The 23,457-nt window shown below is 73.8% G+C and carries 15 protein-coding genes and 1 pseudogene; 15 read left to right on the top strand and 1 reads right to left on the bottom strand.

All coding sequences use genetic code 11. From position 1 onward, the window contains the following. Positions 1-404 precede the first annotated feature (404 nt). From AC559T_RS32125 to AC559T_RS32095, 7 genes are all read left to right on the top strand, one after another. On the top strand, positions 405-3,806 hold the full coding sequence (locus AC559T_RS32125; protein WP_498871064.1) for a methylmalonyl-CoA mutase family protein: 3,402 nt from the start codon (positions 405-407) through the stop codon (positions 3,804-3,806). A gap of 297 nt (positions 3,807-4,103) precedes the next feature. Next, positions 4,104-4,610 carry a MarR family winged helix-turn-helix transcriptional regulator gene (locus AC559T_RS32120; RefSeq protein ID WP_071060699.1) on the top strand — a complete coding sequence of 169 codons (507 nt, stop codon included), beginning with the start codon at positions 4,104-4,106 and terminating at the stop codon, positions 4,608-4,610. Between the two features lie 120 nt (positions 4,611-4,730). Continuing rightward, the gene (locus AC559T_RS32115; RefSeq protein ID WP_498871063.1) at positions 4,731-5,918 is read left to right on the top strand and encodes a cysteine desulfurase family protein; all 1,188 of its coding nucleotides are present in this window, start codon (positions 4,731-4,733) and stop codon (positions 5,916-5,918) included. Positions 5,919-5,987: 69 nt separating this feature from the next. Then, the gene (gene mnmA, locus AC559T_RS32110; RefSeq protein ID WP_071060695.1) at positions 5,988-7,046 is read left to right on the top strand and encodes a tRNA 2-thiouridine(34) synthase MnmA; all 1,059 of its coding nucleotides are present in this window, start codon (positions 5,988-5,990) and stop codon (positions 7,044-7,046) included. Between the two features lie 269 nt (positions 7,047-7,315). Continuing rightward, complete coding sequence (locus AC559T_RS32105; RefSeq protein WP_071060728.1) at positions 7,316-8,434, top strand: methionine synthase; 1,119 nt, start codon at positions 7,316-7,318, stop codon at positions 8,432-8,434. After that, positions 8,431-10,521, top strand: coding sequence for an NAD-dependent DNA ligase LigA (gene ligA / locus AC559T_RS32100; protein WP_498871062.1), 2,091 nt, complete (start codon positions 8,431-8,433; stop codon positions 10,519-10,521). Before AC559T_RS32105 ends, ligA begins: the two co-directional genes overlap by 4 nt. A 140-nt stretch (positions 10,522-10,661) precedes the next feature. Then, complete coding sequence (locus tag AC559T_RS32095) at positions 10,662-13,334, top strand: putative bifunctional diguanylate cyclase/phosphodiesterase (protein ID WP_498871061.1); 2,673 nt, start codon at positions 10,662-10,664, stop codon at positions 13,332-13,334. A gap of 84 nt (positions 13,335-13,418) precedes the next feature. Here the strand turns inward: AC559T_RS32095 and AC559T_RS32090 are convergent. Beyond that, positions 13,419-13,544 (bottom strand): annotated as a pseudogene (locus AC559T_RS32090) (ACT domain-containing protein); the annotation flags it as partial. Between the two features lie 361 nt (positions 13,545-13,905). Between AC559T_RS32090 and gatC the strand changes: the two are divergent. The 8 genes from gatC (at position 13,906) to ilvN (ending at position 23,452) form a co-directional block, all read left to right on the top strand. After that, a complete protein-coding gene (gene gatC, locus AC559T_RS32085; RefSeq protein ID WP_498871060.1) occupies positions 13,906-14,202 on the top strand; it encodes an Asp-tRNA(Asn)/Glu-tRNA(Gln) amidotransferase subunit GatC in 297 nt (98 codons plus the stop codon). A 17-nt stretch (positions 14,203-14,219) separates the two neighbouring features. Next, on the top strand, positions 14,220-15,776 hold the full coding sequence (gene gatA, locus AC559T_RS32080; protein ID WP_241831294.1) for an Asp-tRNA(Asn)/Glu-tRNA(Gln) amidotransferase subunit GatA: 1,557 nt from the start codon (positions 14,220-14,222) through the stop codon (positions 15,774-15,776). Between the two features lie 70 nt (positions 15,777-15,846). Beyond that, complete coding sequence (locus tag AC559T_RS32075; RefSeq protein ID WP_112107622.1) at positions 15,847-16,095, top strand: hypothetical protein; 249 nt, start codon at positions 15,847-15,849, stop codon at positions 16,093-16,095. After that, positions 16,092-17,609: an Asp-tRNA(Asn)/Glu-tRNA(Gln) amidotransferase subunit GatB gene (gene gatB / locus AC559T_RS32070; protein ID WP_112107623.1), complete on the top strand. Its 1,518-nt coding sequence runs from the start codon at positions 16,092-16,094 to the stop codon at positions 17,607-17,609. Before AC559T_RS32075 ends, gatB begins: the two co-directional genes overlap by 4 nt. 122 nt (positions 17,610-17,731) lie before the next feature. Next, positions 17,732-18,664, top strand: a complete 933-nt coding sequence (locus AC559T_RS32065) for a metallophosphoesterase family protein (RefSeq protein ID WP_071060726.1) — start codon at positions 17,732-17,734, stop codon at positions 18,662-18,664. A 179-nt stretch (positions 18,665-18,843) separates the two neighbouring features. Beyond that, complete coding sequence (locus AC559T_RS32060) at positions 18,844-20,643, top strand: penicillin-binding transpeptidase domain-containing protein (RefSeq protein WP_498871059.1); 1,800 nt, start codon at positions 18,844-18,846, stop codon at positions 20,641-20,643. A gap of 293 nt (positions 20,644-20,936) precedes the next feature. After that, positions 20,937-22,931, top strand: coding sequence for an acetolactate synthase large subunit (locus tag AC559T_RS32055; protein WP_498871058.1), 1,995 nt, complete (start codon positions 20,937-20,939; stop codon positions 22,929-22,931). Further along, entirely contained in the window at positions 22,928-23,452 is a 525-nt protein-coding gene (ilvN, locus tag AC559T_RS32050; RefSeq protein WP_020458728.1) for an acetolactate synthase small subunit, read from the top strand. Before AC559T_RS32055 ends, ilvN begins: the two co-directional genes overlap by 4 nt. The last annotated feature ends 5 nt before the right edge of the window (positions 23,453-23,457 follow it).

Here is a 23,457-nt window from a genome sequence, read left to right as displayed (position 1 = left end):
CGGCTGACGGCCATGTCGGAGCGACGGAGGCGGTTGCCTGAGGCAGCCCCGTCGGCTCGGCTGCCAGCCATGCAGGACACCCCCGCTGGTCTTGGTGACCAGGCCGCCGGCGAGCGCGCTCCGGCTCGCTCGGCTCATCGGCTGGCGTCAGGCTTGTGAGAAGGAGCCCCCGGCGGAGGCCCCTGGAGCGTTCGGACCGGCGCCGGAACCCGGAACGTGGAGGGTTCGGGTCATGCCGGAACGCCAGGTCACGGCGACCGGTCCTCCTGCTGTGTGACGGGTTCGACGCCCCTGTGCCGCCCGCATGTCCATGGTCTCGGTGGCCCCAGTTAAATGGACGTCCTACTATCGGAGTGCCAACGACGGTCGTTGGTGTCCGCGTACCGTCCTCGGGAGCAAGCCACATGAGCGCAGCCACCGTGGTGGGCCAGCAGGCCCCCGCCCTGCACGTGCCCGTCTGGCCGGTGCGCGTCGTCACCGCGGCGTCGCTGTTCGACGGCCATGACGCGGCGATCAACATCATGCGCCGGATCCTGCAGGCCCAGGGAGCCGAGGTGATCCACCTCGGTCACGACCGGGGCGTCGACGAGATCGTGACGGCGGCGATCCAGGAGGACGCGCAGGCGGTCGCGATCTCGTCCTACCAGGGCGGTCACGTCGAGTACTTCACCTACCTGGTGGACCGGCTGCGGGAGCGGGGAGCCGGGCACATCGGTGTGTACGGCGGCGGCGGCGGGGTCATCGTGCCGGACGAGATCGCGCTACTGCACTCCCGCGGTGTCGCGAGGATTTTCTCCCCGGAGGATGGCCAGCGGCTCGGCCTGCACCTGATGGTCAACAGCATCGTCCGTGACGGGGACGTCGATCTCGCGGCGTGCCCGCCGGCGGTCGAGGCGGTGCGGGCCGGCGACGAGTCCGCGCTGGCCCGGGCGATCACCGTGCTCGAGGACGGCCGGAACCCGGCCCTGGCCGCAGCGCTGCGCGAGGCGGCCGAGCGCGGACCGGCCGTGCCGGTGCTCGGCATCACCGGTACCGGCGGGTCCGGGAAGTCGTCGCTCACGGACGAGGTGATGCGCCGTTTCCGTCTCGACCAGGAAGACGGCCTGCGCATCGCCGTCCTCGCGGTCGACCCGACCCGGCGGCGTGGCGGCGGTGCGCTGCTCGGCGACCGGATCAGGATGAACGCGCTGGGAGCCGGCTTCCTCGGCGGTGAGCCCGACGGCGGCGGCCCGGCGGACGGCGGTCCGGCGAAGGGCCGCCAGGGGAACGGTGCCCAGGGGAGTGGCGTCCACGGGAGCGGGGTCTTCTTCCGCTCGCTGGCCACCCGCGGCGCGGGGCGCGAGCTGCCCGAGCACCTCGCCGACATCATCGCGGCCTGTAAGGCCGCCGGGTACGACCTGATCATCGTGGAGACTCCGGGCATCGGCCAGGGCGACGCGGCGATCGTGCCCTTCTGTGACGTCTCGATGTACGTGATGACCCCCGAGTACGGGGCCGCGTCCCAACTCGAGAAGATCGACATGCTCGACTTCGCGGATGTCGTGGCGGTCAACAAGTTCGAGCGCCGCGGAGCGGAGGACGCGCGGCGCGACGTCGCGCGTCAGATAGTGCGCAACCGGGAGGACTTCGGCGCTTCCTGGGAGGAGATGCCGGTGTTCGGCACCTCGGCCGCGCGGTTCAGCGACGACGGGGTGACCGCGCTCTACCAGTTCCTGCGCGACCTGCTGCGCGAGCGCGGGCTGCGCGTGGTCCCGGGCCGGCTGCCGGCGGTGGACGTCCGTGTCTCCTCGGGGCTGACGACGGTGGTGCCGCCGGCACGGGTCCGCTACCTCGCGGAGATCGCCGATGCGGTGCGCGGCTACCACGCGCACACCGAGGAGCTGTCCGAGCTCGCCCGCCGGCGCCAGCACCTGTCCACGGCGATCGCCGAGCTCGACGGCGCCCAGGCGGATCACGCGAGCTCGAATGGCGCCGGCGGTCCGGGTGACGCGCTGGCGCGGCTGCGGAGCCTCCGGGACGCGGCTGACGCGGCGCTGGACGCGCGGACCCGCGAGCTGCTCGACGGCTGGCCCGCCCTGGTCGCCGAGCGGTCCGGCGAGGAGATGGTCTACACGGTGCGCGACCGGGAGATCCGCACCCCGCTGCGGCGCACGACGCTGTCGGGTACCGCCGTCCCCCGGGTGGCGGTGCCGCGGATCGACGACGACGCCCGCCTCGTACGGTTCCTGCGGCGGGAGAACCTGCCGGGGCTCTTCCCGTTCACCGCGGGCGTGTTCCCGTACAAGCGGGCAGGTGAGGCGCCGGCGCGGATGTTCGCCGGCGAGGGCGACCCGTTCCGCACGAACCGGCGGTTCCACCTGCTCTCCGCCGACTCGCCGGCGACCCGGCTGAGTACAGCGTTCGACTCGGTCACGCTTTACGGGCGGGACCCGGGCCCCCGCCCGGACGTGTACGGAAAGATCGGGACGTCCGGGGTCTCCGTGGCGACGCTGGACGACATGAAGGCGCTTTACGCGGGATTCGACCTGTGCTCGCCGACGACGAGCGTCTCGATGACGATCAACGGCCCGGCCCCGGCGATTCTGGCGATGTTCCTCAACACCGCGATCGACCAGCGGCTCGAGCTGTTCCGGACGGAGAACGGGCGCGAGCCGTCGGCGGCCGAGACGGCCGAGGTGGCAGCCTGGGCGCTGGCGAACGTGCGCGGCACCGTGCAGGCGGACATCCTCAAGGAGGACCAGGGCCAGAACACCTGCATCTTCTCGACGGAGTTCGCCCTGCGCTGCATGGCGGACGTGCAGGAATGGTTCATCGATCACCGCGTCCGAAACTTCTACTCGGTTTCGATCTCCGGCTACCACATCGCGGAGGCCGGGGCGAACCCGATCAGTCAGCTCGCGTTCACGCTCGCCAACGGGTTCACCTACGTCGAGGCCTACCTGGCGCGCGGAATGCGGATCGACGACTTCGCGCCCAACCTGTCGTTCTTCTTCTCCAACGGCATGGACGCCGAGTACAGCGTGATCGGCCGGGTGGCCCGGCGGATCTGGGCGGTCGCGATGCGCGAGCGCTACGGCGCGGCGGAGCGCTCCCAGAAGCTCAAGTACCACGTGCAGACCTCGGGTCGGTCGCTGCACGCGCGGGAGATGAACTTCAACGACATCCGGACGACATTGCAGGCATTGTGCGCGATCTATGACAACTGCAACAGCCTGCACACCAACGCCTACGACGAGGCTGTGACGACGCCCACGGAGCAGTCCGTGCGGCGGGCGCTGGCCATCCAGATGATCATCGATCAGGAATGGGGGCTCGCCGGGAACGAGAACCCGCTGCAGGGCTCCTTCGTGATCGACGAGCTGACCGACCTCGTCGAGGAGGCGGTGCTGGCCGAGTTCGAGCGGATCTCCGAGCGGGGCGGTGTTCTCGGCGCGATGGAGACCGGTTACCAGCGCGGGCGCATCCAGGATGAGTCGATGCTCTACGAGCGGCGCAAGCACGACGGCTCCCTGCCGATCATCGGGGTGAACACCTTCATCGGGCCGGACGCCGACGACAAGGGAGCCGGTCCGCTGGAGCTCGCCCGGGCCACCGAGGAGGAGAAGCAGTCCCAGCTGCGGCGCCTGGCGGACTTCACCAGCCGTAACCGCGAGCCCGCCCAGCAGGCTCTCGAGCGGCTGCGGCAGGTCGCCGCGGCGGGCGGTAACACTTTCGAGGTGCTGATGGACGCCGTGCGGGTGTGTTCCCTGGGCCAGATCAGCGCGGCGTTCTTCGAGGTCGGCGGACAGTACAGGCGTAACATCTGATGACGTGACCGCGGGCCGGTGCCGGTGCGCGGGCAGCGGCGCGTCGAGCGTGTGCACCCACGCCACCTGGTTCGTCGATCATCAGGCGATCACCAGATGTCGGTCGGACGTCGATCCGGGCGTCGGCGGGGATGCGCACCTGGGCGCGCTGTGTGGCCTTCATGTTGCCGGCATCGCCAACGTTGCCAGCATCGCCGTTCCCGGATGCAACGGTCGTACGCCGGAATGGCTATTGTTGATGGCTCCGCTGTCGATGGTCTGCCGGCCCGACGATCCCGTCCTGGAGATATTGCACCCGTGTCACAGCCGAAACCGCTTCCGACCGACCCGATCGCGGAGGCGCACCGGCAGTGGACCGCCCACGGATGGGGGCCCGTCGCGGACGGCATGGCCGCCGTCACCTCGCTGATGCGCGCGCAGCAGATCCTGCTCGCCCGGGTCGACGAGGTCCTGCGGCCCCTCGATCTCACGTTCGCCCGCTACGAGCTGCTCATGCTCCTGCTGTTCAGCCGCAAGGGCTCGCTGCCGCTGAGCCGCATCGGGAGCCTGCTGCAGGTGCACCCGACCAGCGTCACCAGCGCCGTGGACAGGCTGGAGGCCCGCGGGCAGGTGCGCCGCCTGCCGCATCCGACGGATCGGCGCGCGATCCTCGCCGAGATCACTGAGGACGGGCGGGCGACGGCGCTCGCGGCCACCGAGAAGCTCAACGACACGGTGTTCGCCGACCCCGGGCTTCCTGACAGCGGTGTGCGGGACCTCGTCGAGCTGCTCACCGACCTGCGGCGCGGTGCCGGCGACTTCTGACCCGCCCGGACCCGGACCCGGACCCGGGCCAACCGGTGCCCCGGCCCGGTGCGCGGCCGGGTTCGGGCGGTCGTCCCGAGGCCGGGTGGGGCGCCCGAGTGGCAGCTACCCTCTACAGACGTGACCTACCTCGACCACGCGGCGACCACGCCGATGCGCCCGGAGGCCGTCGCGGCGTTCACCGCCGTGTTGACGGACGCCGGGAACGCCTCATCGCTGCACGCCGGCGGTCGGCGCGCCCGCCGGATCGTCGAGGAGTCGAGGGAGTCCCTGGCCGAGGTGCTGGGCGCGCGGCCGTCCGACCTGATCTTCACTGCGGGCGGCACGGAGAGCGACAATCTGGCGATCAAGGGGCTGTACTGGTCGCGCCGCGCCGCCGACCCGCGCCGGCGCCGGATCCTGGTCAGCGCGGTGGAGCACCCGGCGGTGCTGGACACCGCGTCCTGGCTGGCCCGGCGGCAGGGGGCGGTGCTGGAGACGCTGCCGGTGGACGAGACCGGCCTGGTCGCCCCCGAGGTGCTGCGCGCCGCGGTGGAGTCCGACCCGGCCTCGGTCGCGCTCGTCTCGGTGATGTGGGCGAACAGCGAGGTGGGCACCATCCAGCCGGTCGCCGAGTTGGCCCGGGTCGCCCACGCTCGCGACATCCCGTTCCACACCGACGCCGTCCAGGCGTTCGGGCAGATCGAGACGTCGTTCGCCGCCAGTGAGGCGGACGCGCTGACGATCAGCGCGCACAAGATCGGCGGCCCGGTGGGGGTGGGCGCGCTGCTCGTGCGGCGCGGGGTCGAGGTGGAGCCGCTGGCGCACGGCGGCGGGCAGGAGCGCGACGTCCGCTCCGGGACGCTCAACACCCCGGGAGTGGCCGCCTTCGCCGCGGCGGCGGCCGCCGCCGCGGCGGAGCTGCCCGCCGAGCGGGTCCGGCTGGCCTCGCTGCGCGACGACCTCGTGCGCCGGGTGCTGGCCGAGGTGCCCGGGGCGACGCTCAACGGTGCCGCCCCCGGCGCCGGCCGGCTGCCCGGAAACGCACACCTGACCTTCCCCGGCTGCGAGGGCGACTCGCTGCTGATGCTGCTCGACGCGCACGGGGTGGAATGCTCGACGGGCTCGGCCTGCTCGGCGGGAGTGGCGCGGCCCTCGCACGTGTTGTTGGCGATGGGCGCCGGTGAGGCCCACGCCCGTGGGTCGCTGCGGTTCTCGCTCGGGCACGGCTCGTCGGCGGCGGACGTCGACGCGCTGGTCGCCGTGATCGGTCCGGTGGTGGCGCGCGCCAGCCGCGCCGGTGAGCTCGCGGGTCTGAGCGCGGGGTGAGTCGATGAGCCGGCGGCGGGAGCGCCCGCCGAGCCGGCGGTGTGGACGAGGGGTGGGATCGTGAGCCGGATGAGGGTGCTCGCGGCCATGTCGGGCGGCGTCGACTCGGCGGTGGCCGCCGCCAGGGCCGTCGACGCCGGCCATGACGTGACCGGCGTCCACCTGGCGCTGTCGCGCTCGCCCGCCTCGGACCGGGTCGGTGCCCGTGGGTGCTGCACGCTCGAGGACGCCCGCGACGCCCGCCGTGCCGCCGACGTGCTCGGCATCCCCTTCTACGTCTGGGATCTCGCGGAGCGTTTCGAGACCGAGGTCATCGACGAGTTCGTCGCCGACTACTCGGCCGGGCGCACGCCCAACCCCTGCGTGCGCTGCAACGAGCGCATCAAGTTCGCCGCGGTGCTGGAGAAGGCGCTCGCGCTCGGCTTCGACGCGGTCGTCACCGGGCACCACGCCCGGCTGGACGAGGACGGCACGCTGCGCCGCTCGGTGGACCCGGCGAAGGACCAGTCGTACGTGCTCGGCACCCTGCGGCCCGAGCAGCTCGCCGCGGCCCGGTTCCCGCTCGGCGACTCGACGAAGGCCCAGGTCCGCGAGGAGGCCGCGCGCCGTGGCCTCGCCGTCGCCGACAAGCCGGACAGCCACGACATCTGTTTTGTGGCCTCCGGGGACACCGGCGCCTGGCTGCGCGAGCGCCTGGGGCCGCGCCCGGGCCCGGTCGTCGACGCGGAGACCGGCGAGACCCTCGGCGAGCACGACGGGGCGTACGCCTTCACGGTCGGGCAGCGCCGGGGGCTCGGGCTGGGACGTCCCGCGCCGGACGGCCGCCCGCGCTACGTGCTGGAGATCTCCCCGGCGACGTCGACGGTGACCGTCGGCCCGTCCAGCGCGCTGGACATGCGCAGCCTGGTCGCGGAGCGGATGGTCTGGCCCCATGACGGGCCGGTGTCGTGCACCGCGCAGGTCCGGGCGCACGGCGGGGTGGTCCCCGCGGTGGTGACGGCCCGGGGCGACGAGCTCGACGTGCGGCTGGCGGAGCCGGTGCGCGGCACCGCGGCGGGCCAGGCCGTGGTCTTCTACGACGGCGACCGGGTGCTCGGCGGCGGGCGCATCCGCTCCCTGGCGGCCTGAGGCACCGGGCCCGCCCGAAGCCCGGCCGCCCGCCTGGCCGGAGTGGCTCGTGTGGCCTGCGGCGCGCCTTCGGTGATGCGCCGGGCGCGGTTGCCGCGTGCTGACGGGTCCTGCCAGCGAGTCATCCGAGGGGTTCCGCCGGCGGGTCGTTCCGACGGGTGATCCTGACGGGCGATCCTGGTGGGTGATTCTGGCGAGTGATTCTGGTGGGTGTTGTTCGCCGGCCGTGGCCTGGGGTCGCGGCCGGAATCTAAGGAGTCGATGTGGTGATGACGTGGTCTGCCACTGAGCGGGGCGCGGGCCCGGAGCCGATCCGGGACGTGCCGGGGGAGGGTGTCTCACCGCTGGGCAGCGACGGGACCGCCGAGCGGGCGGGCATCCCCTGGCCGCCCGGGACGGCCTCCGGGGTCGGGTCGCTGCCGGATCTCGACCCGGTCGAGGCCGCGCGGTACGTCCTGGGGGAGGTGCCGGACCTGCCGTTCCTGCCGGAGCTGCCGGGCCGCGGGGTCGGCGCCGACATCATCGGCCGTTCGTGCGCGCTGCTGGTGGACCTGCCGGTCGACTTCCAGCCGTCCGGGTGGCGGCTGGTGCCGCGGCCCGGCCTGGACCTGCGCCGGGCCCGTGACCTGCTCGCCCGGGATCTGGACGCGTTCACCGAGGCGGCCGCCGGCTACACCGGGCCGCTCAAGGTGTCGGCCGCGGGCCCCTGGACGCTGGCCGGCGGGGTCGAGCTGCCGCGCGGGCACAAGGCGCTCGCCGATCAGGGCGCGGCCCGGGACCTGGCGGAGGCGCTCGCCGAGGGGCTGGTCGCCCACCTGGCCGACCTGGGGCGACGGATTCCGGGTGCCCGGATGCTCGTCCAGCTCGACGAGCCGTCGCTGCCGGCTATGCTCGCCGGCCACATCCGCACTCCCAGCGGGTTCTCCGTCCTGCCCGCCGTAGAGGAGGGGCCGGCGACCGAGCGGCTGGCCGGCGTGCTGTCCGCGGTGACCGGGGCGGCGTCGGTCGCCGCGTCCGGCGTGCACTGCTGCGCGCCGGACGTGCCGCTCGACCTGCTGCGGCGGGCCGGCGCGCGGTTCGTCGGCCTCGACGCGACCCTGCTCACCCGGGCGCAGGACGACGCGGTCGGCGAGGCGGTCGAGGCGGGCGTCGGCCTGATGTTCGGCCTGGTGCCGACGGACGGCGCCGGGAACCTGTCGGACCCCCGTCGTACGGTCGCGGTGGCGGTCGACCTGTGGCGTCGGCTGGGGTTCGCTCCGGAACTACTCGGGGAGGTGGTGGCCGTGACACCGACGTGTGGTCTGGCCAATGCCAGGGTGGGTGACGCGCGCGCCGCGCTGCGGCACTGCCGTGAGGCGGCGCGGGTCCTGGTGGAATCTCCACAGTGAGCGTGGACGAGCGCGGCCTGGCCGCCGACGAGGTTGGTCTGGCTGCCGACGAGCGTGGCCGGGCCGCCGAGCTGGCCCGCGAGCTGGAGGAACACGCCTACCGCTACTACGTGCTCGACAAGCCGACCGTCGCCGACGCCGAGTACGACGCGCTTATGCGCGAGCTGGAGGCGATCGAGGAGCGGCACCCCGAGCTGCGCACCCCGGACTCGCCGACCCAGAAGGTCGCCGGCTCCTACTCGACGCTGTTCACCCCGGTCGAGCACCTGGAACGGCTGCTGTCACTCGACAACGTCTTCACCGACGAGGAGTTCCACGCCTGGGCGGCGCGCGCCGCGCGGGAGCAGCCCGTCACGGCGTGGCTGTGCGAGCTGAAGATCGACGGGCTGGCGGTCGACCTCGTCTACGAGGGCGGCCGGCTCGTCCGCGCGGCCACCCGCGGTGACGGTCGCACGGGGGAGGACATCACGCCCAACGTGCGGACCCTGGCGAGCGTGCCGTCCCGGCTGTGCGGCCCGGCCGTGCCGGAGCTGCTCGAGGTGCGCGGCGAGGTGTTCTTCCCGACCGAGCGGTTCACCGAGCTCAACGCCGCGCTGGTTGAGGCGGGGAAGGCGCCGTTCGCCAACCCGCGCAACGCCGCCGCCGGGTCGCTGCGCCAGAAGGACCCCCGGGTCACCGCCAGCCGTCCGCTCGACATGATCGTGCACGGCCTCGGCGCCCACCAGGGCTTCGACGTGGCGTCCCAGTCGGGCGCGTACGCGCGGTTCGCCGAGCTGGGGCTGCCGGTCTCCGCCCGTCACGAGGTGATGGCCTCGGTGGAGGACGTGCTCGCCTTCGTCCGGCGCTGGGGCGAGCACCGCCACGACGTCGAGCACGAGATCGACGGGGTCGTCGTGAAGGTCGACGACTTCGGCCAGCAGCGTCGCCTCGGCGCCACCTCGAAGGCCCCCCGCTGGGCGGTCGCGTTCAAGTACCCGCCGGAGGAGGTCACCACCCGGCTGCGCGACATCCAGGTGAACGTCGGCCGCACCGGCCGGGTGACCCCGTTCGGGGTGCTCGAGCCGGTGAAGGTGGCGGGGTCGACGGTGGCGATGGCCACCCTCCACAACATCGACGAGGTGGGTCGCAAAGGCGTCCTGATCGGCGACACCGTGGTGCTGCGCAAGGCCGGTGACGTCATCCCCGAGATCGTCAGCCCGGTCGTCGACCTGCGTGACGGTTCCGAGCGCGCGTTCGTGATGCCCACGCACTGCCCGGAGTGCGGCACCGAGCTGGTCCGCCCCGAGGGCGAGGTCGACATCCGCTGCCCGAACACCGTCTCGTGCCCGGCGCAGCTGCGGGAGTCGGTGTTCCACCTGGCGTCGCGCGGCGCGCTCGACATCGACGGGCTCGGTTACGAGACGGCGACGGTCCTGCTCGCGGAGGGCCGGATCCACGACATCGGCGACGTCTTCCACCTGGCCCCGGAGTCCTTCGAGGGGCTGCGTGGCTTCGCCGACAAGAAGATCGAGCAGATCCTGCGCGGCCTGGAGGCGGCTCGTGACCGCCCGCTGTGGCGGTTGCTGGTCGGGCTGTCGATCCGTCACGTCGGGCCGACGGCCGCCCGCGGGCTGGCCCGGGAGCTGCGTTCCCTCGACGCGATCGCGACGGCGCCCGCCGAGCGGCTCGCGGCCGTCGACGGCGTCGGGCCGAAGATCGCCGACGCGGTGGTCGACTGGTTCGCCGACCCGCGGCACCGCGACATCGTCGCCCGGATCGCCTCGGGCGGGGTCCGCCTGGCCGACGAGGGCGCCGGCGAGGGCCCCGGGCCGCTGGACGGCGTCGCGGTGGTCATCACCGGCACCCTGGACGGCTGGAGTCGGGACACGGCGACCGAGGCGGTGCAGTCCCGCGGCGGCAAGGTGACGGGCTCGGTGAGCAAGAAGACGACGTTCGTCGTCGCCGGCGCCGATCCCGGGGCGTCGAAGTACGACAAGGCCCGCACCCTGAAGATCCCGCTCCTGGACGAAGCCGGATTCGCCGTGCTTCTCCGTGACGGAGCGGATGCGGCTAGGGCACTCGCCGTGCTCGAGGAGGTCGACGGGTAACCTTCGCATCCTGGCAGCGAAAGGTTCATTACGGTGAGCACTCATATGTTCCGTCATGTTCTCGTCGGTGTGGCCGGGCGTCGGTGCGCCCGTCCCCGACACGTCGAGGGATCGACGCGGGGCCGTTCCGGTCGCCGCTGATGCGCGCCCCGCGAGCCGGCGGCGTGCCGCCGGAGCCAGGGGCCGGGTGGGGGGCCGCGGTCGGCGCGGCGGGATGCCTGACGGCCGCGGTGGTCGCCGTCGCCGGGGGCTGGCGCGGTGCCTTCGACAACCTGGGCGTGGCCTTCGTGCTGATCGCCGGGCTCGCCCTTCTCGTCGGGTCGCAGCCGGTGCCCGTCGGTGGGGCCTGGCCGGGCGCCTTCGGGCCGGCCGGTCTGCCGGCGGGCGCGCTGGGTGCCCGGCGCCGAGCGGGCGGGCCGGGCGCCGGCGGCAGTGATCTCACGATGACCTTCCTGTTCGCGCTCCTGCTCGGTTGGGGAACGCCGCCCGCGCTGGCGGCGCACCTGGTCGTCGGCGTCCTGCTGGAGCTCGTGCGGGGCGCGCGCCCGCGGTGGGTGATGGTGGTCGTCGGGCGCCGCTCGCTGGCGCTGTGCGCGGCGGGAGCCGTGGTGGCCGCGTACGGCCTCGGAGCCGATCTCGGGGCCGGGGATCTGCCCGAGGTCGCGCTCGCCGGCCTCGCGCTGTTCGCCGTCGACGACCTGCTCGGCCTGCCTACGCACCCGCGCGGGCCGGCGGCCGTCGGCGGCGCGGCCGTCGGCGGCGCGGCCGGCCGTGGCGGGGGCCGTGCCCACGCCGGGTACCGGGCTCCCCTCGCCGACCTGCGGCGCCGGGTGGCGGGCGGGGTGGCGACGCTGTCCCTCGCGCCGCTGGTGGTGGTCGCCGCGGCGCGAAGCGCCTGGCTGGTGCCGCTGCTGCTGCCGGCGCTGCTGGTGGTGGCCCGGGTCGGTGAGGTCTCCCGGCAGAAGGAGCACGAGGCCCGCCACGACGGGCTCACCGGGCTGCCGAACCGGGCGGAGCTCGCCGAGCGCGCGGCCGCCAGCTTCCGCGCGGCCGAGCGGACCGGCTGCCGGGTCGGCCTGCTGCTGCTCGACCTGGACCGGTTCAAGGAGGTCAACGACCGGCTGGGGCACGAGGTCGGCGACCGGCTGCTGGTCGTCGCCGCGGCCCGGCTCACCGCCGCGCTGCGCCCCGGTGACGTCGTCGCGCGGCTGGGCGGCGACGAGTTCGCCGTCCTGCTGCCCGCGCTGCCGGCCGGCGAGGCGGGCCGGACGGTGGTCGGGGAGGTGGCCGGGCGCGTCCGAGGCGTGCTGCGTGCCCCGTACGAGATCGACGGGCAGTTCTGCGACGTCGACGCGAGCGTCGGGGTCGCGCTCTACCCGGACCACGGCGGCGACCTTCCCGCGCTGTCGCGGTGCGCCGACCTCGCCATGTACACCGCGAAGGAGCACCACCTCGGCGTCCAGGCCTACGGGCCGCGTGACGCCAGCCGTGCCCGGCTACGGGCCCGGACGACCGCCGAACTCGGCTACGCCCTGGAGCACGGACAGCTCGAGGTGCACTACCAGCCGCAGGCGGAGATCGCCGACGGGCGGGTGCGGCGGGTCGAGGCGCTGCTGCGCTGGCGGCACCCCAGCCGGGGGCTGCTGCTGCCGGGAGTCTTCGTCCCGCTCGCCGAGTCCGCCGGCCTGATCCGCCCGATCACGTCGTGGGTGATGGGCCGCGCGCTCGCGCAGGTCGCCCGGTGGAACGCGGCGGGGATCCCGGTGGCGGTCGCGCTGAACGCGTCCGCGCGTGACCTGCGCGACCCCGGCTTCGTCGGCTCGGTCGCGGCCGCGCTGGCCGAGACCGGCCTGCCGGCCACGGCGCTGACCTTCGAGGTCACCGAGGGCGCCGTCACCGCGGACGGTGACGAGCCGGCCGGGGCGCTGCGCGACCTGGCGGACCTCGGTGTGCGGGTCAGCCTGGACGACTTCGGCACCGGCCGGGTCTCCCTCGACGCGCTGCGGCGCCTGCCGTTCGAGGAGATCAAGATCGACCGGACCGTGATCGGCCGGATGGCGGGCGCCGACCGCGACGCCGACTTCGTCCGCGCGGTCGTTCGGATGGCCGCGGACCTGGGGCTGCGGGTCGTCGCCGAGGGCGTGGAGACTCCCGTCGAATGGCGCCGGCTGGCCGGCTTCGGCGCGGACGCGGCCCAGGGGTGGCACGTGGCGCCCGCGCTGCCCGCGGTGCTGCTCACCCCGTGGCTCGCCGCCGCGTCGGCGGAAACGGCCGCACCGCCGCGGTCGGCAGCCGCGGTCAGCGGCGCGCAGCCGTGCTCAGCGGCCGGGGCCGGCCGTGCGGGCGAGGGTGGCGGCGATGCCGGCCAGGTGCGCGAGCCGGGCCACCTCGGAGGAGCGGAACGCGGGGCCTCCCGGCCGGCCGACCAGGACGGCCAGCCGTTCGTGCCCGACCGGGGCCGCGGCGAGCTCCATGTTGACCGCCTCCCAGCGGGCCGGGAACTCGCCGTCGTCCGGCACGACGCGACGCGCCGCGCGCAGCGGCAGCCAGGGCAGCGGGAGGCGCACCCGCTCCGGAACGCCGAGGTCGTCGCCGCCCAGGCTCGGCGCGCCCACCGAGGCCTCCCGGACCCGGACGTCGCCCGGCCCCAGGTACTCGAGCAGCAGCGTCCAGTCGGCGTGGAAGACCCCGGCGACCAGGTCGGTCAGCACGGCCACGGCGTCGGCGGGGCGTTCGGCGAGCGCGTCGACGAGCTCGAGGTCCTCGCTGATCCCGGCGCCGTCGGCCTGGTAGGGCCGCAGCGACTCGACTGAGACCCCGGGCACGGAGTGGGCCGCGGTGAACAGCCGCTCGGCCAGGCCGCCCGGGGGCAGGAGCACGATCAGGTCGTCGACCGCCCCGGCCGGTGTGTGCTCCACCACGGTGAGGCTGACGATGTCGATGCCGGCGGCACCGAGTGCCGTGGCCACCGCTCCCAGCACACCGGGATGATCGGGAAGCAGGAGCCGGAGCAGGTACGACATGTGGTTGAGCATGCGCAAGGGGCGTGACGGAACGGTGGCCGCCGGGTCACGCCCGCGTGTCGCGCCGCCCTACCGACGCCCGCCGCGCCCATGCCGTGTCGCCAACCGCCACGGATGAGTCGGGGTGGGGTGGTGGGCCGTACGATGTGGGGAACGCCGACGTTGTGTTCGCCGGCATGTCACCGCCGGCAGCAACCGGCGCGGCAGTCGTCCGGCGCCCAGCCGGCCGGGCCGCGGTCAGGGTCGCCGGTAGCGGCCTGCCGCCGGTCGTGGCCACCACCGGGCCACCACCCGCACGACGGCGCGCGACGACCTGACCGATCTCGGGCCTGTGCCCACCGCCCACGAGGGGTCCACCGGAATGGCGATCACCCGGGACGAGGTAGCCAACCTCGCCCGCCTGTCGCGGATGTCCCTGTCCGACGCCGAGCTCGACGCGCTCGCGCCGCAGCTCGAGGCGATCCTCGGCGCCGTCGCGCGGGTCTCCGAGGTCGCGGCCGCGGACATCCCGCCGACCTCGCACGCCGTGCCGCTGACCAATGTCTTCCGCGCGGACGTGACCCGCCCGTCGCTGCCGGCCGCCGACGTCCTCGCCGGTGCGCCCGCCGCCGAGGAGGGCCGGTTCCGGGTGCCGCGCATTCTCGATCCGGACGAGTGAGGGGCACCAGGCCGCACATGACCGACGTTTCCAGCACCTCAACGCCTGCCGCCGCGGCTGCCGCCGGCGCGGGCGCCCCCCGCCGCACGGACGACGTCGTCCGGCTGACCGCCGCCGAGACGGCGGCCGCGATCGCCGCGGGCGAGCTGTCCGCGCAGGACGCGACCCTCGCCGCGCTCGACCGCATCGCCAAGGTCGACGAGGCCGTCCACGCCTTCCTGCATGTTGACGCCGAGGGCGCGCTCGCCGCCGCCCGCGCGATCGACGCCCGCCGCGCCGCCGGGGAGAAGCTCGGCCCGCTCGCCGGCGTCCCGCTCGCGCTCAAGGACGTGCTCACCGCGCGGGGCATGCCGACGACCTGCGGCAGCCGCATCCTGGAGGGCTGGCGGCCGCCGTACGACGCGACCGTGGTCTCCCGGTTGCGCGCCGCCGACGTGGTCATCCTCGGCAAGGTCAACATGGACGAGTTCGCGATGGGCTCGTCCACCGAGAACTCGGCGTACGGGCCGACCCGCAACCCGTGGGATCTCACCCGCATCCCCGGCGGTAGCAGCGGTGGCAGCGCGGCGGCGGTCGCCGCCTTCGAAGCGCCGCTGTCCATCGGCACCGACACCGGCGGGTCCATCCGCCAGCCGGCAGCGGTGTGCGGGCTGGTGGGGGTCAAGCCGACCTACGGCGGGGTGAGCCGCTACGGCCTGGTCGCGTTCTCCAGCTCGCTCGACCAGGCCGGGCCGCTGGCCCGCACCGTCGGCGACGCCGCCCTGCTGCACGCCGCGATCGCCGGGCACGACCCGCTGGACAGCACCAGCGTCGACCTGCCGGTGCCGCCGGTGGTCGAGGCCGCCGCGCGCCGCGACATCCGCGGCCTGCGGGTGGGCGTGGTGCGCGAGCTCTCCGGTGAGGGCTACGACCCGGGTGTGCAGGCGGCGTTCGACGCGGCGGTCCAGGAGCTGGCCGGTCTCGGCGCCGAGGTCGTGGAGGTGAGCTGCCCGCACTTCACCTACGCGCTGGCGGCGTACTACCTGATCGCGCCGAGCGAGTGCTCGTCCAACCTGGCCCGGTTCGACGCGATGCGGTTCGGGCTGCGCGCCGGGGACGACGGCCGGGCCGGTGCCGAGGAGGTCATGAGCCACACCCGCGACGTCGGCTTCGGTGCCGAGGTCAAGCGGCGGGTCATGCTCGGCACGTACGCGCTGTCCTCGGGCTACTACGACGCCTACTACGGGCAGGCGCAGAAGGTCCGGACGCTGATCAGCCGCGACTTCGCCGCCGCCTACGAGAAGGCCGACGTGCTGGTCTCGCCGACCACGCCGACGCCGGCCTTCCCGCTCGGCGACAAGGTGGACGACCCGGTGTCGATGTACCTGTCGGACCTGTGCACGATCCCGTCCAACCTGGCGGGCGGGCCGGCGATGAGCCTGCCGGCCGGCCTGGTGGGCGGGCTGCCCGCCGGCATCCAGATCATGGCCCCGGCGTTCGCGGACGACCGGCTCTACCTGGTCGGCGGAGCGCTCGAGGCCGCCCTGGAGGCGCGCCGCGGACATCCGCTGCTGGACGAGGCACCCGCGCTCTAGCGCCGGCACCCGGAACACCGGGAAGCCGGGGAAGCCGGGGAAGGTCGGGAAAGTAAGGACGAGGAGGGACATGGCCGGGCTGCGCAGCGGCCGGCAGGACCGCGCACTGCTGCTGATCGTCTGGGGGCTCACGCTCCTGGTGCTCGTCCTCGGCGGCCTGACGCTGAGCCCGATCCTGCTGGTCTGGGGGATCATCGGGCTGCCCGCCGCGATCGCGCTGAGTTACGTCCACGTCCGTGACACCCGCTCCGCTCCCCGCCCGCCCGCCGCGGGTGAGGAAGACGGCGTCGACGGCATCGAAGAGGAGTCATCCCGGTGAGCACATCGGCTCCCGTCATCGCCACCCCGTCCTACGAGGACGCCACCGCCCGGTACGAGTCGGTGATCGGGCTGGAGACCCACGTCGAGCTCGGCACCGCGTCCAAGATGTTCTGCGGGTGCGCGACCGCCTTCGGCGCGGAGCCGAACACCCAGGTGTGCCCGGTCTGCCTGGGCCTGCCCGGCGCGCTGCCCGTGGTCAACGAGGCCGCGGTGCGTTTCGCGACGCTGATCGGGCTGGCGCTGAACTGTTCGATCGCGTCCTGGTGCCGGTTCGCCCGGAAGAACTACTTCTACCCGGACATGCCGAAGAACTTCCAGATCAGCCAGTACGACGAGCCACTGTGCTCGAACGGCTGGCTCGACGTCGAGGTCGAGGGCGAGATCCACCGGGTCGGGATCACCCGGGTGCACATGGAGGAGGACACCGGCAAGTCCCTGCACGTCGGCGGGGCGACCGGTCGGATCCACGGGGCGACCCACTCGCTGGTCGACTACAACCGCGCCGGCATCCCGCTGGTCGAGATCGTCACCGAGCCCGACATCCGCTCGCCGGAGGTCGCCCGCGCCTACGTCGACGAGCTGCGTGAGCTGTGCCGCGCGCTGGCCGTCTCGGACGTCCGGATGGACCAGGGCTCGCTGCGCTGCGACGCGAACGTCTCGCTGCGGCTGCGGCCCGCGCCCGGTGAGCCCGACGCGCCGTTCGGCACCCGGTCGGAGACGAAGAACCTGAACTCGCTGCGCTCGGTCGAGCGGGCGGTGCGGTTCGAGATCGTCCGGCAGGCCGCGCTGCTGGACGCGGGCGACCGGGTCGTGCAGGAGACCCGGCACTTCGACGAGGCCTCCGGGCGGACGTCGTCGGGCCGGTCCAAGGAGGAGGCGACCGACTACCGGTACTTCCCCGAGCCGGACCTGACGCCCCTCGCGCTCACGCACGAGTACATCGAGGCCGTTCGCGCGGTGGTGCCGGAGCTGCCGGCGCAGCGGCGCGTCCGGCTCATCGCCGAGCACGGGTACACGGTGCGCGACATCCAGGAGATGCGCAACGCCGGGGTGCTCGACCTGGTCGAGGCGACGGTGGCGGCCGGGGCCAGCCCGCCCGCGGCCCGCAAGTGGTGGCTCAACGAGCTCGCCCGGCGCGCGGCGGACGCCGGGGTCGAGCCGCGCGAGCTGGCGATCGGCCCGGCTGACGTGGCGCGGATCTGCGAGCTGGTCGCGGCCGGGCAGCTCACCGACGCGCTCGGGCGCAAGGTCATCGACGGGGTGCTCGCCGGTGACGGCTCCGCCGACGAGGTCATCGCCGCCCGTGGCCTGGCCGTGGTCTCCGATGACTCGGCGCTGCGCGACGCGGTCGACACGGCGATCGCCGGCGCGCCCGACATCGCCGAGAAGGTGCGGGGCGGCAAGGTGAACGCCGTCGGCCCGCTGGTCGGCGCGGTCATGAAGGCGATGCGCGGCCAGGCCGACGCCGCGGCCGTCCGCCGCCTGCTGCTGGAGCGCCTCGAGGCCTCCTGACACATCCGGGGCGGCGTCCGGGGCGGCGACGTGGGCCACATCACTGGTTCCGTTCTCGCTCCGGGCCCGGGGCGGCCGGTGTGCGACGATCGTCAGTGATGCAATCGACCACGCCGGGCCGGATGCCGGCGACCACACAGGGGCGGCTGCTCGCCACCAGCGACATCCACGTCCGCCACCCCGACAACCGGGCGATCGTCGAGGCGATGCGCCCGGGCCGCCCCGACGACTGGCTGCTCGTCGTCGGCGACGTCGGGGAGCTCTACGAGGACGTCGAATGGGCGCTGCGGCTGCTCGCCGACCGCTTCGCGCAGGTCGTGTGGGTACCGGGCAACCACGAGCTGTGGACGCTGGGGCGGGACCAGACGTCGCTGCGCGGCGAGGCGCGCTACCGGCGCCTGGTCGACCTGTGCGCCGGGCTCGGCGTGCTCACCCCGGAGGACCCCTACCCACTGTGGACGGGTCAGGGCGGCCCGGCGCGCATCGTGCCGATGTTCCTGCTCTACGACTACACGTTCCGGCCCGAGGGCACCTCGACCAAGCAGGAGGCGCTCGCCGCCGCCTACGAGGCCGGCATCGTGTGCTCGGACGAGTCGGTCCTCTTCCCCGACCCGTACCCGACCCGGGACGACTGGTGCCGGGCCCGGGTCGAGCTGACCCGGCGGCGGCTCGACGCGTGCCCGCGCGACGTCCCGCTCGTTCTCGTGAACCACTTCCCGCTGGTGCGGGAGCCGACCAGGATCCTGCGTTACCCGGTGTTCGCCCAGTGGTGCGGCACCGAGCTGACCGCGGACTGGCACACCCGCTACAACGTCGCCGCCGTGGTCTACGGGCACCTGCACATTCCGCGGACGACCTGGTACGACGGGGTGCGGTTCGAGGAGGTCTCGGTCGGCTACCCGCGCGAGTGGCGGTCCTGGCCGGCCCGTCGGCCGGTGCTGCGCCAGATCCTGCCGGCGCCGACGGGCGAGCCGGTGCCCCCGTGGGGGGCGCCCCGGGACGAGTCCGCCGCCGCGGCGATCCGGTCCGGGCTGGCAACGGATCGGGTGGATTAAGCCGAACGTCCGGTCGGTCGGCGTGGTCCTCCGTGTTACCACCATCAGTGCATCCGCGTGTCGGCTTGCCGACGAGCGACGGCGCGTCGGATGCGGAGCGGGTTAGCCGTTCGTAGGGTGTGGTCGGGCCGCACGGTCCTGTCAGGCGGTTCTCCGAGCGAGGGGGGAGGCGAGCCGTCGTGCCTCTCACCCCGACGGGGTTCAGCCCGTCCATGTCACGCCGCCGAGGCCGGGGCCGCGGCCGGCGTAACGCACTCATCGTCGCGCTCGTTGTGGTCCTGCTGGCGGTCGGCGGCGGGGTGGCCTACTGGTTGAAGTCCCGCTCCGACGCGCGTGAGGCCGACCGCCGGGTGGCCGCGGTCGCCCACGCCTACCTGGACGCCTGGAAGACGCTGACGACCGCGCCGGCCGCCGAGGAACCGGCGGCGGGTGACCCGGGCGGCGGCACCGCGGGCGCGCCGGCGACGGCCGCACCGGCAGCATCGGCCGCGCCGGCAGCTGCCGGGCAGGTCCGGGAGCGGGCGGGCGCCGCCGTGACGGCCCTCAGCACCGACGGCGACATCGCGGTCGGTGCCCTTGTCGGGCTGATGGGCGACGTGCGCGACCGGCTCTCGGTGACCGGGGCCGAGCTCGTCCCCGGCGAGCTGACCCGGTCGGGCACGAGCGCCACCGTCCCGTACACCGCGAAGCTGACGCTCGCCGGTTTCGCCGAGCCGCTGGCCTACGTGGGTGAGCTGGCCCTCGTCGACACCGGCGGCGGGCAGTGGAAGGTGCGGGCCCGGCCGTCCTCGGTGCACCCGTCCCTCAAGCCCGGCCTGCGCCTCGACCGCGCCGCGTCCACCGGCGAGCGCGGCGCCCTGCTCGACGTCAACGGGCGGCCGCTGGACGGCAGCCCCGAGCTCGCCGGGAACCTCGTCGGCCGGGTCGATCCGGCGTCCGGCCTGCAGCGGGTGTACGACGCCAGGCTGCGGCCGCAGGGCGGCTCGGTGGTGGTGCGCACCGACGGCAACGAGACCGTCGAGACCCTCAAGACCTACCCGAGCAGCAACGGCGAGGAGATCCGCACCACCATCAACCTGGACGTCCAGCGCGCGGGGGAGGCGGCGCTGGGGACCGCGTCGCGCCCCAACGGGGCCCTCGTCGCGATCGACACCCGTACCGGCGGGGTGCTGGCGGCGGTGAACCACCCGCTCAACGGCTACGGCCGGGCGGTGCGCGGCTCCTACCCGCCGGGCTCCACCTTCAAGATCGTGACGGCTACCGCGGCGCTGATGAGCGGCAAGGCCGCCGACACCATGATCGACTGTACGCAGACGGTGAGCGTCGGCGGGCGCGAGTTCCAGAACGCCGAGGCGGAGCAGTTCGGGGCCATCCCGCTGCGGACGGTCTTCGCCAAGAGCTGCAACACCGCCTTCATCCGGCTCGAGCAGTCGCTGCCCGACGACGCGCTCGAGCGGGCCGCGAAGCTCTACGGGTTCGACAGCTCCGAGCCGTTGCCGATCGCCAGCGTGGGCGGCTCGTTCCCGACCCCGCGCGACGCCGTCGAGTCGGCGTCCGCCTCGATCGGGCAGGGGCGGGTGGCCGCGTCGCCGCTGCAGATGGCGAGCGTCGCCGCGGCGGTGGCCAGCGGCACCTGGCATCAGCCGTTCGTCGTCGGAGAGTCCCCGCGCAGCAACCCCCTCCCGGCCGAGGCACTGGGGCCGCTGCGGGACTTCATGCGCGCGGTGGTCACCGAGGGGACCGCGGCCGGCGTCCCGATGCCCGGCGACGTCCACGGCAAGACGGGCACGGCCGAGTACGCCGACGGCAACCCGCCGCCCACGCACGGCTGGTTCGTCGCCTACCGCGGCGACGTCGCCGTCGCGGTGGTGATCGAGGACGGCGGGTTCGGCGCCGAGTCGGCCGCGCCGGTGGTGTCGGCGTTCTACACCGCCCTCGACGGCGGCCAGGTCGGCGGCCCGCCCGCCGCGGCCGGCTGATCGGTTCCCTGCCACCCCGCCGGCATCGACCGGACCATGATCACATGGCCGTCGCCGGCGGGGTGGCGCATGCTTGTCTGGCGTCCCGGCGGGCGGCGCGGCGACTGTCGTCGCGGTGTCGGTGTTGTGGTCTGTCTCTCCGGACGCGACGTGGTGCTTGACGCGGTGGCGGATGTCGGGGATGGTTATCCGCATGCTGCTCGGCATTCTCGTACGTACGATTCTCGTAGGCTCGGAGCGCGTGTAGTCGGACCAGATCGGTCTCCGACCACCCGCGCCGCCCCTCAGTGCCCATGGCACGAGGGGTTTTTTCGTGTCCGGCCCCGACCCCGGCCCCGCGTGACGCCGTTCCCGGACACGGGCACGGCGGCAACGCCGCGCACGGCGACCACCCGCCGCCGTCCGTGGACCCGTCCGTGGACCCGTCCGTGGACCCGCCCGTGAACGACGTCCCGTCCGCACCTCGCCGGCCCCGTCAAGGAAGACGACAGATGACCAGAGAGACCAGACAGATCACCGGAGCGCAGTCGCTCGTCCACTCGCTCGAGGCGGTCGGTGCCGACGTGGTCTTCGGCATTCCGGGCGGGGCGATCCTGCCTGCCTACGATCCGCTGTTCGACTCCACCCGGGTCCGGCACGTGCTCGTCCGGCACGAGCAGGGCGCCGGGCACGCCGCCGAGGGGTATGCCCAGGCCACCGGGCGTGTCGGGGTCTGCATGGCGACGTCCGGGCCGGGCGCGACGAACCTCGTGACACCGATCGCGGACGCCTACATGGACTCGGTGCCCATCGTCGCCATCACCGGGCAGGTGCCGAGCGCGGCCATCGGCACCGACGCCTTCCAGGAAGCCGACATCTGCGGCATCACGCTGCCGATCACCAAGCACAACTTCCTGGTGCAGTCGGCGGACGACATCCCGCGCACGATCGCCGAGGCGTTCCACATCGCCTCGACGGGTCGCCCGGGCCCGGTGCTGGTCGACCTGCCGAAGGACATCCTGCAGGCGGTCACGTCGGTCCTGCCGCACGAGGTGTGGCCGCCCACGCTCGACCTGCCCGGCTACCGCCCGGTCACCCGGCCGCACGCCAAGCAGGTCCGCGAGGCGGCCAAGATGATCAGTGCGGCGCGCCGGCCGGTGCTCTACGTGGGCGGTGGGGTGCTGAAGGCCCGTGCCGCCGCCGAGCTGCGGGTGCTCGCCGAGCTCACCGGCATCCCGGTGGTCACCACGCTGATGGCGCGCGGCGCGTTCCCCGACTCCCACCCGCAGCACCTGGGCATGCCCGGGATGCACGGCTCCGTCGCCGCGGTCACCGCGATGCAGAAGGCCGACCTGCTGATCACCCTGGGGGCCAGGTTCGACGACCGGGTCACCGGCAAGCTGTCGTCGTTCGCGCCCGGCGCGGCCGTCATCCACGCCGACATCGACCCGGCCGAGATCGGCAAGAACCGGATCGCCGACGTGCCGATCGTGGGCGACTGCCGGGAGGTCATCGCCGACCTGACCGCGGCACTGCGCACCGAGGAACGCCCCGACCTGGAGGGCTGGTGGCGGTCGCTGGACCGCTGGCGCAAGACCTACCCGCTCGGCTACGACCAGCCCGCCGACGGCTCGCTCGCCCCGCAGCAGGTCATCGAGCGGATCGGCCGGATCGCCGGCCCGGAGACCGTTTTCGCGGCCGGGGTGGGGCAGCACCAGATGTGGGCCGCCCAGTTCATCTCCTACGAGCACCCCTACACCTGGCTGAACTCCGGCGGCGCCGGCACCATGGGCTACGCCGTGCCGGCCGCGATGGGCGCCAAGGTCGGCCGCCCGGAGGCCACCGTGTGGGCGATCGACGGCGACGGCTGCTTCCAGATGACCAACCAGGAGCTCGCCACCTGCGCCCTGGAAGGCATCCCGATCAAGGTCGCGGTCATCAACAACGGTTCGCTGGGCATGGTCCGGCAGTGGCAGACGCTCTTCTACGACAAGCGCTACTCGAACACCGACCTGGGCACCCACCCGGTGTCGGCGCGCACCGGGGTGACCCGGGTCCCCGACTTCGTGCGCCTCGCCGAGGCCCTGGGCTGCGTCGGCCTGCGCTGTGAGTCGCCCGCGGACGTGGACGCCACGATCGAGAAGGCGATGAGCATCGACGACGCCCCGGTCGTGGTCGACTTCGTGGTCCACCCCGACGCGATGGTGTGGCCGATGGTGGCCGCCGGCTCGAGCAACGACGAGATCCGCGTCGCCCGCGACATCGCCCCCGACTTCGACTACTCCGGCGACGCGGAGGTCAACCTGTGACCCGGCACACTCTCTCGGTGCTCGTCGAGAACAAGCCCGGCGTCCTGGCCCGGGTGTCCGGCCTGTTCTCCCGGCGCGGCTTCAACATCGAGTCGCTCGCCGTCGGGCCGACCGAGCACGCGGACGTCTCCCGGATGACGATCGTCGTCGCGGTGGAGGACCTGCCGCTGGAGCAGGTCACCAAGCAGCTCAACAAGCTGGTGAACGTGCTGAAGATCGTGGAGATGGACACGGCCGTCTCCGTGCAGCGCGAGCTGATGCTGGTCAAGGTGCGGGCCGACCTCTCGGTCCGCTCCCAGGTGCTCGAGACCGTGCAGCTCTTCCGGGCCAAGGTCGTGGACGTCGCCCCCGACGCGGTGACGATCGAGGCCACCGGTACCCGTGACAAGCTGGACGCGCTCATCCGCATGCTGGAGCCCTTCGGGATCCGCGAGCTGGTCCAGTCCGGCATGGTCGCGCTCGGCCGCGGGTCGCGGTCGATCACCGATCGCAGTCTGCGCGCCGTCGAGCGCTCGGCCTGACTCCC

This window comes from Frankia sp. Hr75.2, from assembly GCF_949319125.1.
In the GTDB taxonomy this organism is placed as follows: Bacteria; Actinomycetota; Actinomycetes; order Frankiales; family Frankiaceae; genus Parafrankia; species Parafrankia soli.
This window is presented reverse-complemented; position numbering and strand designations above follow the sequence as displayed.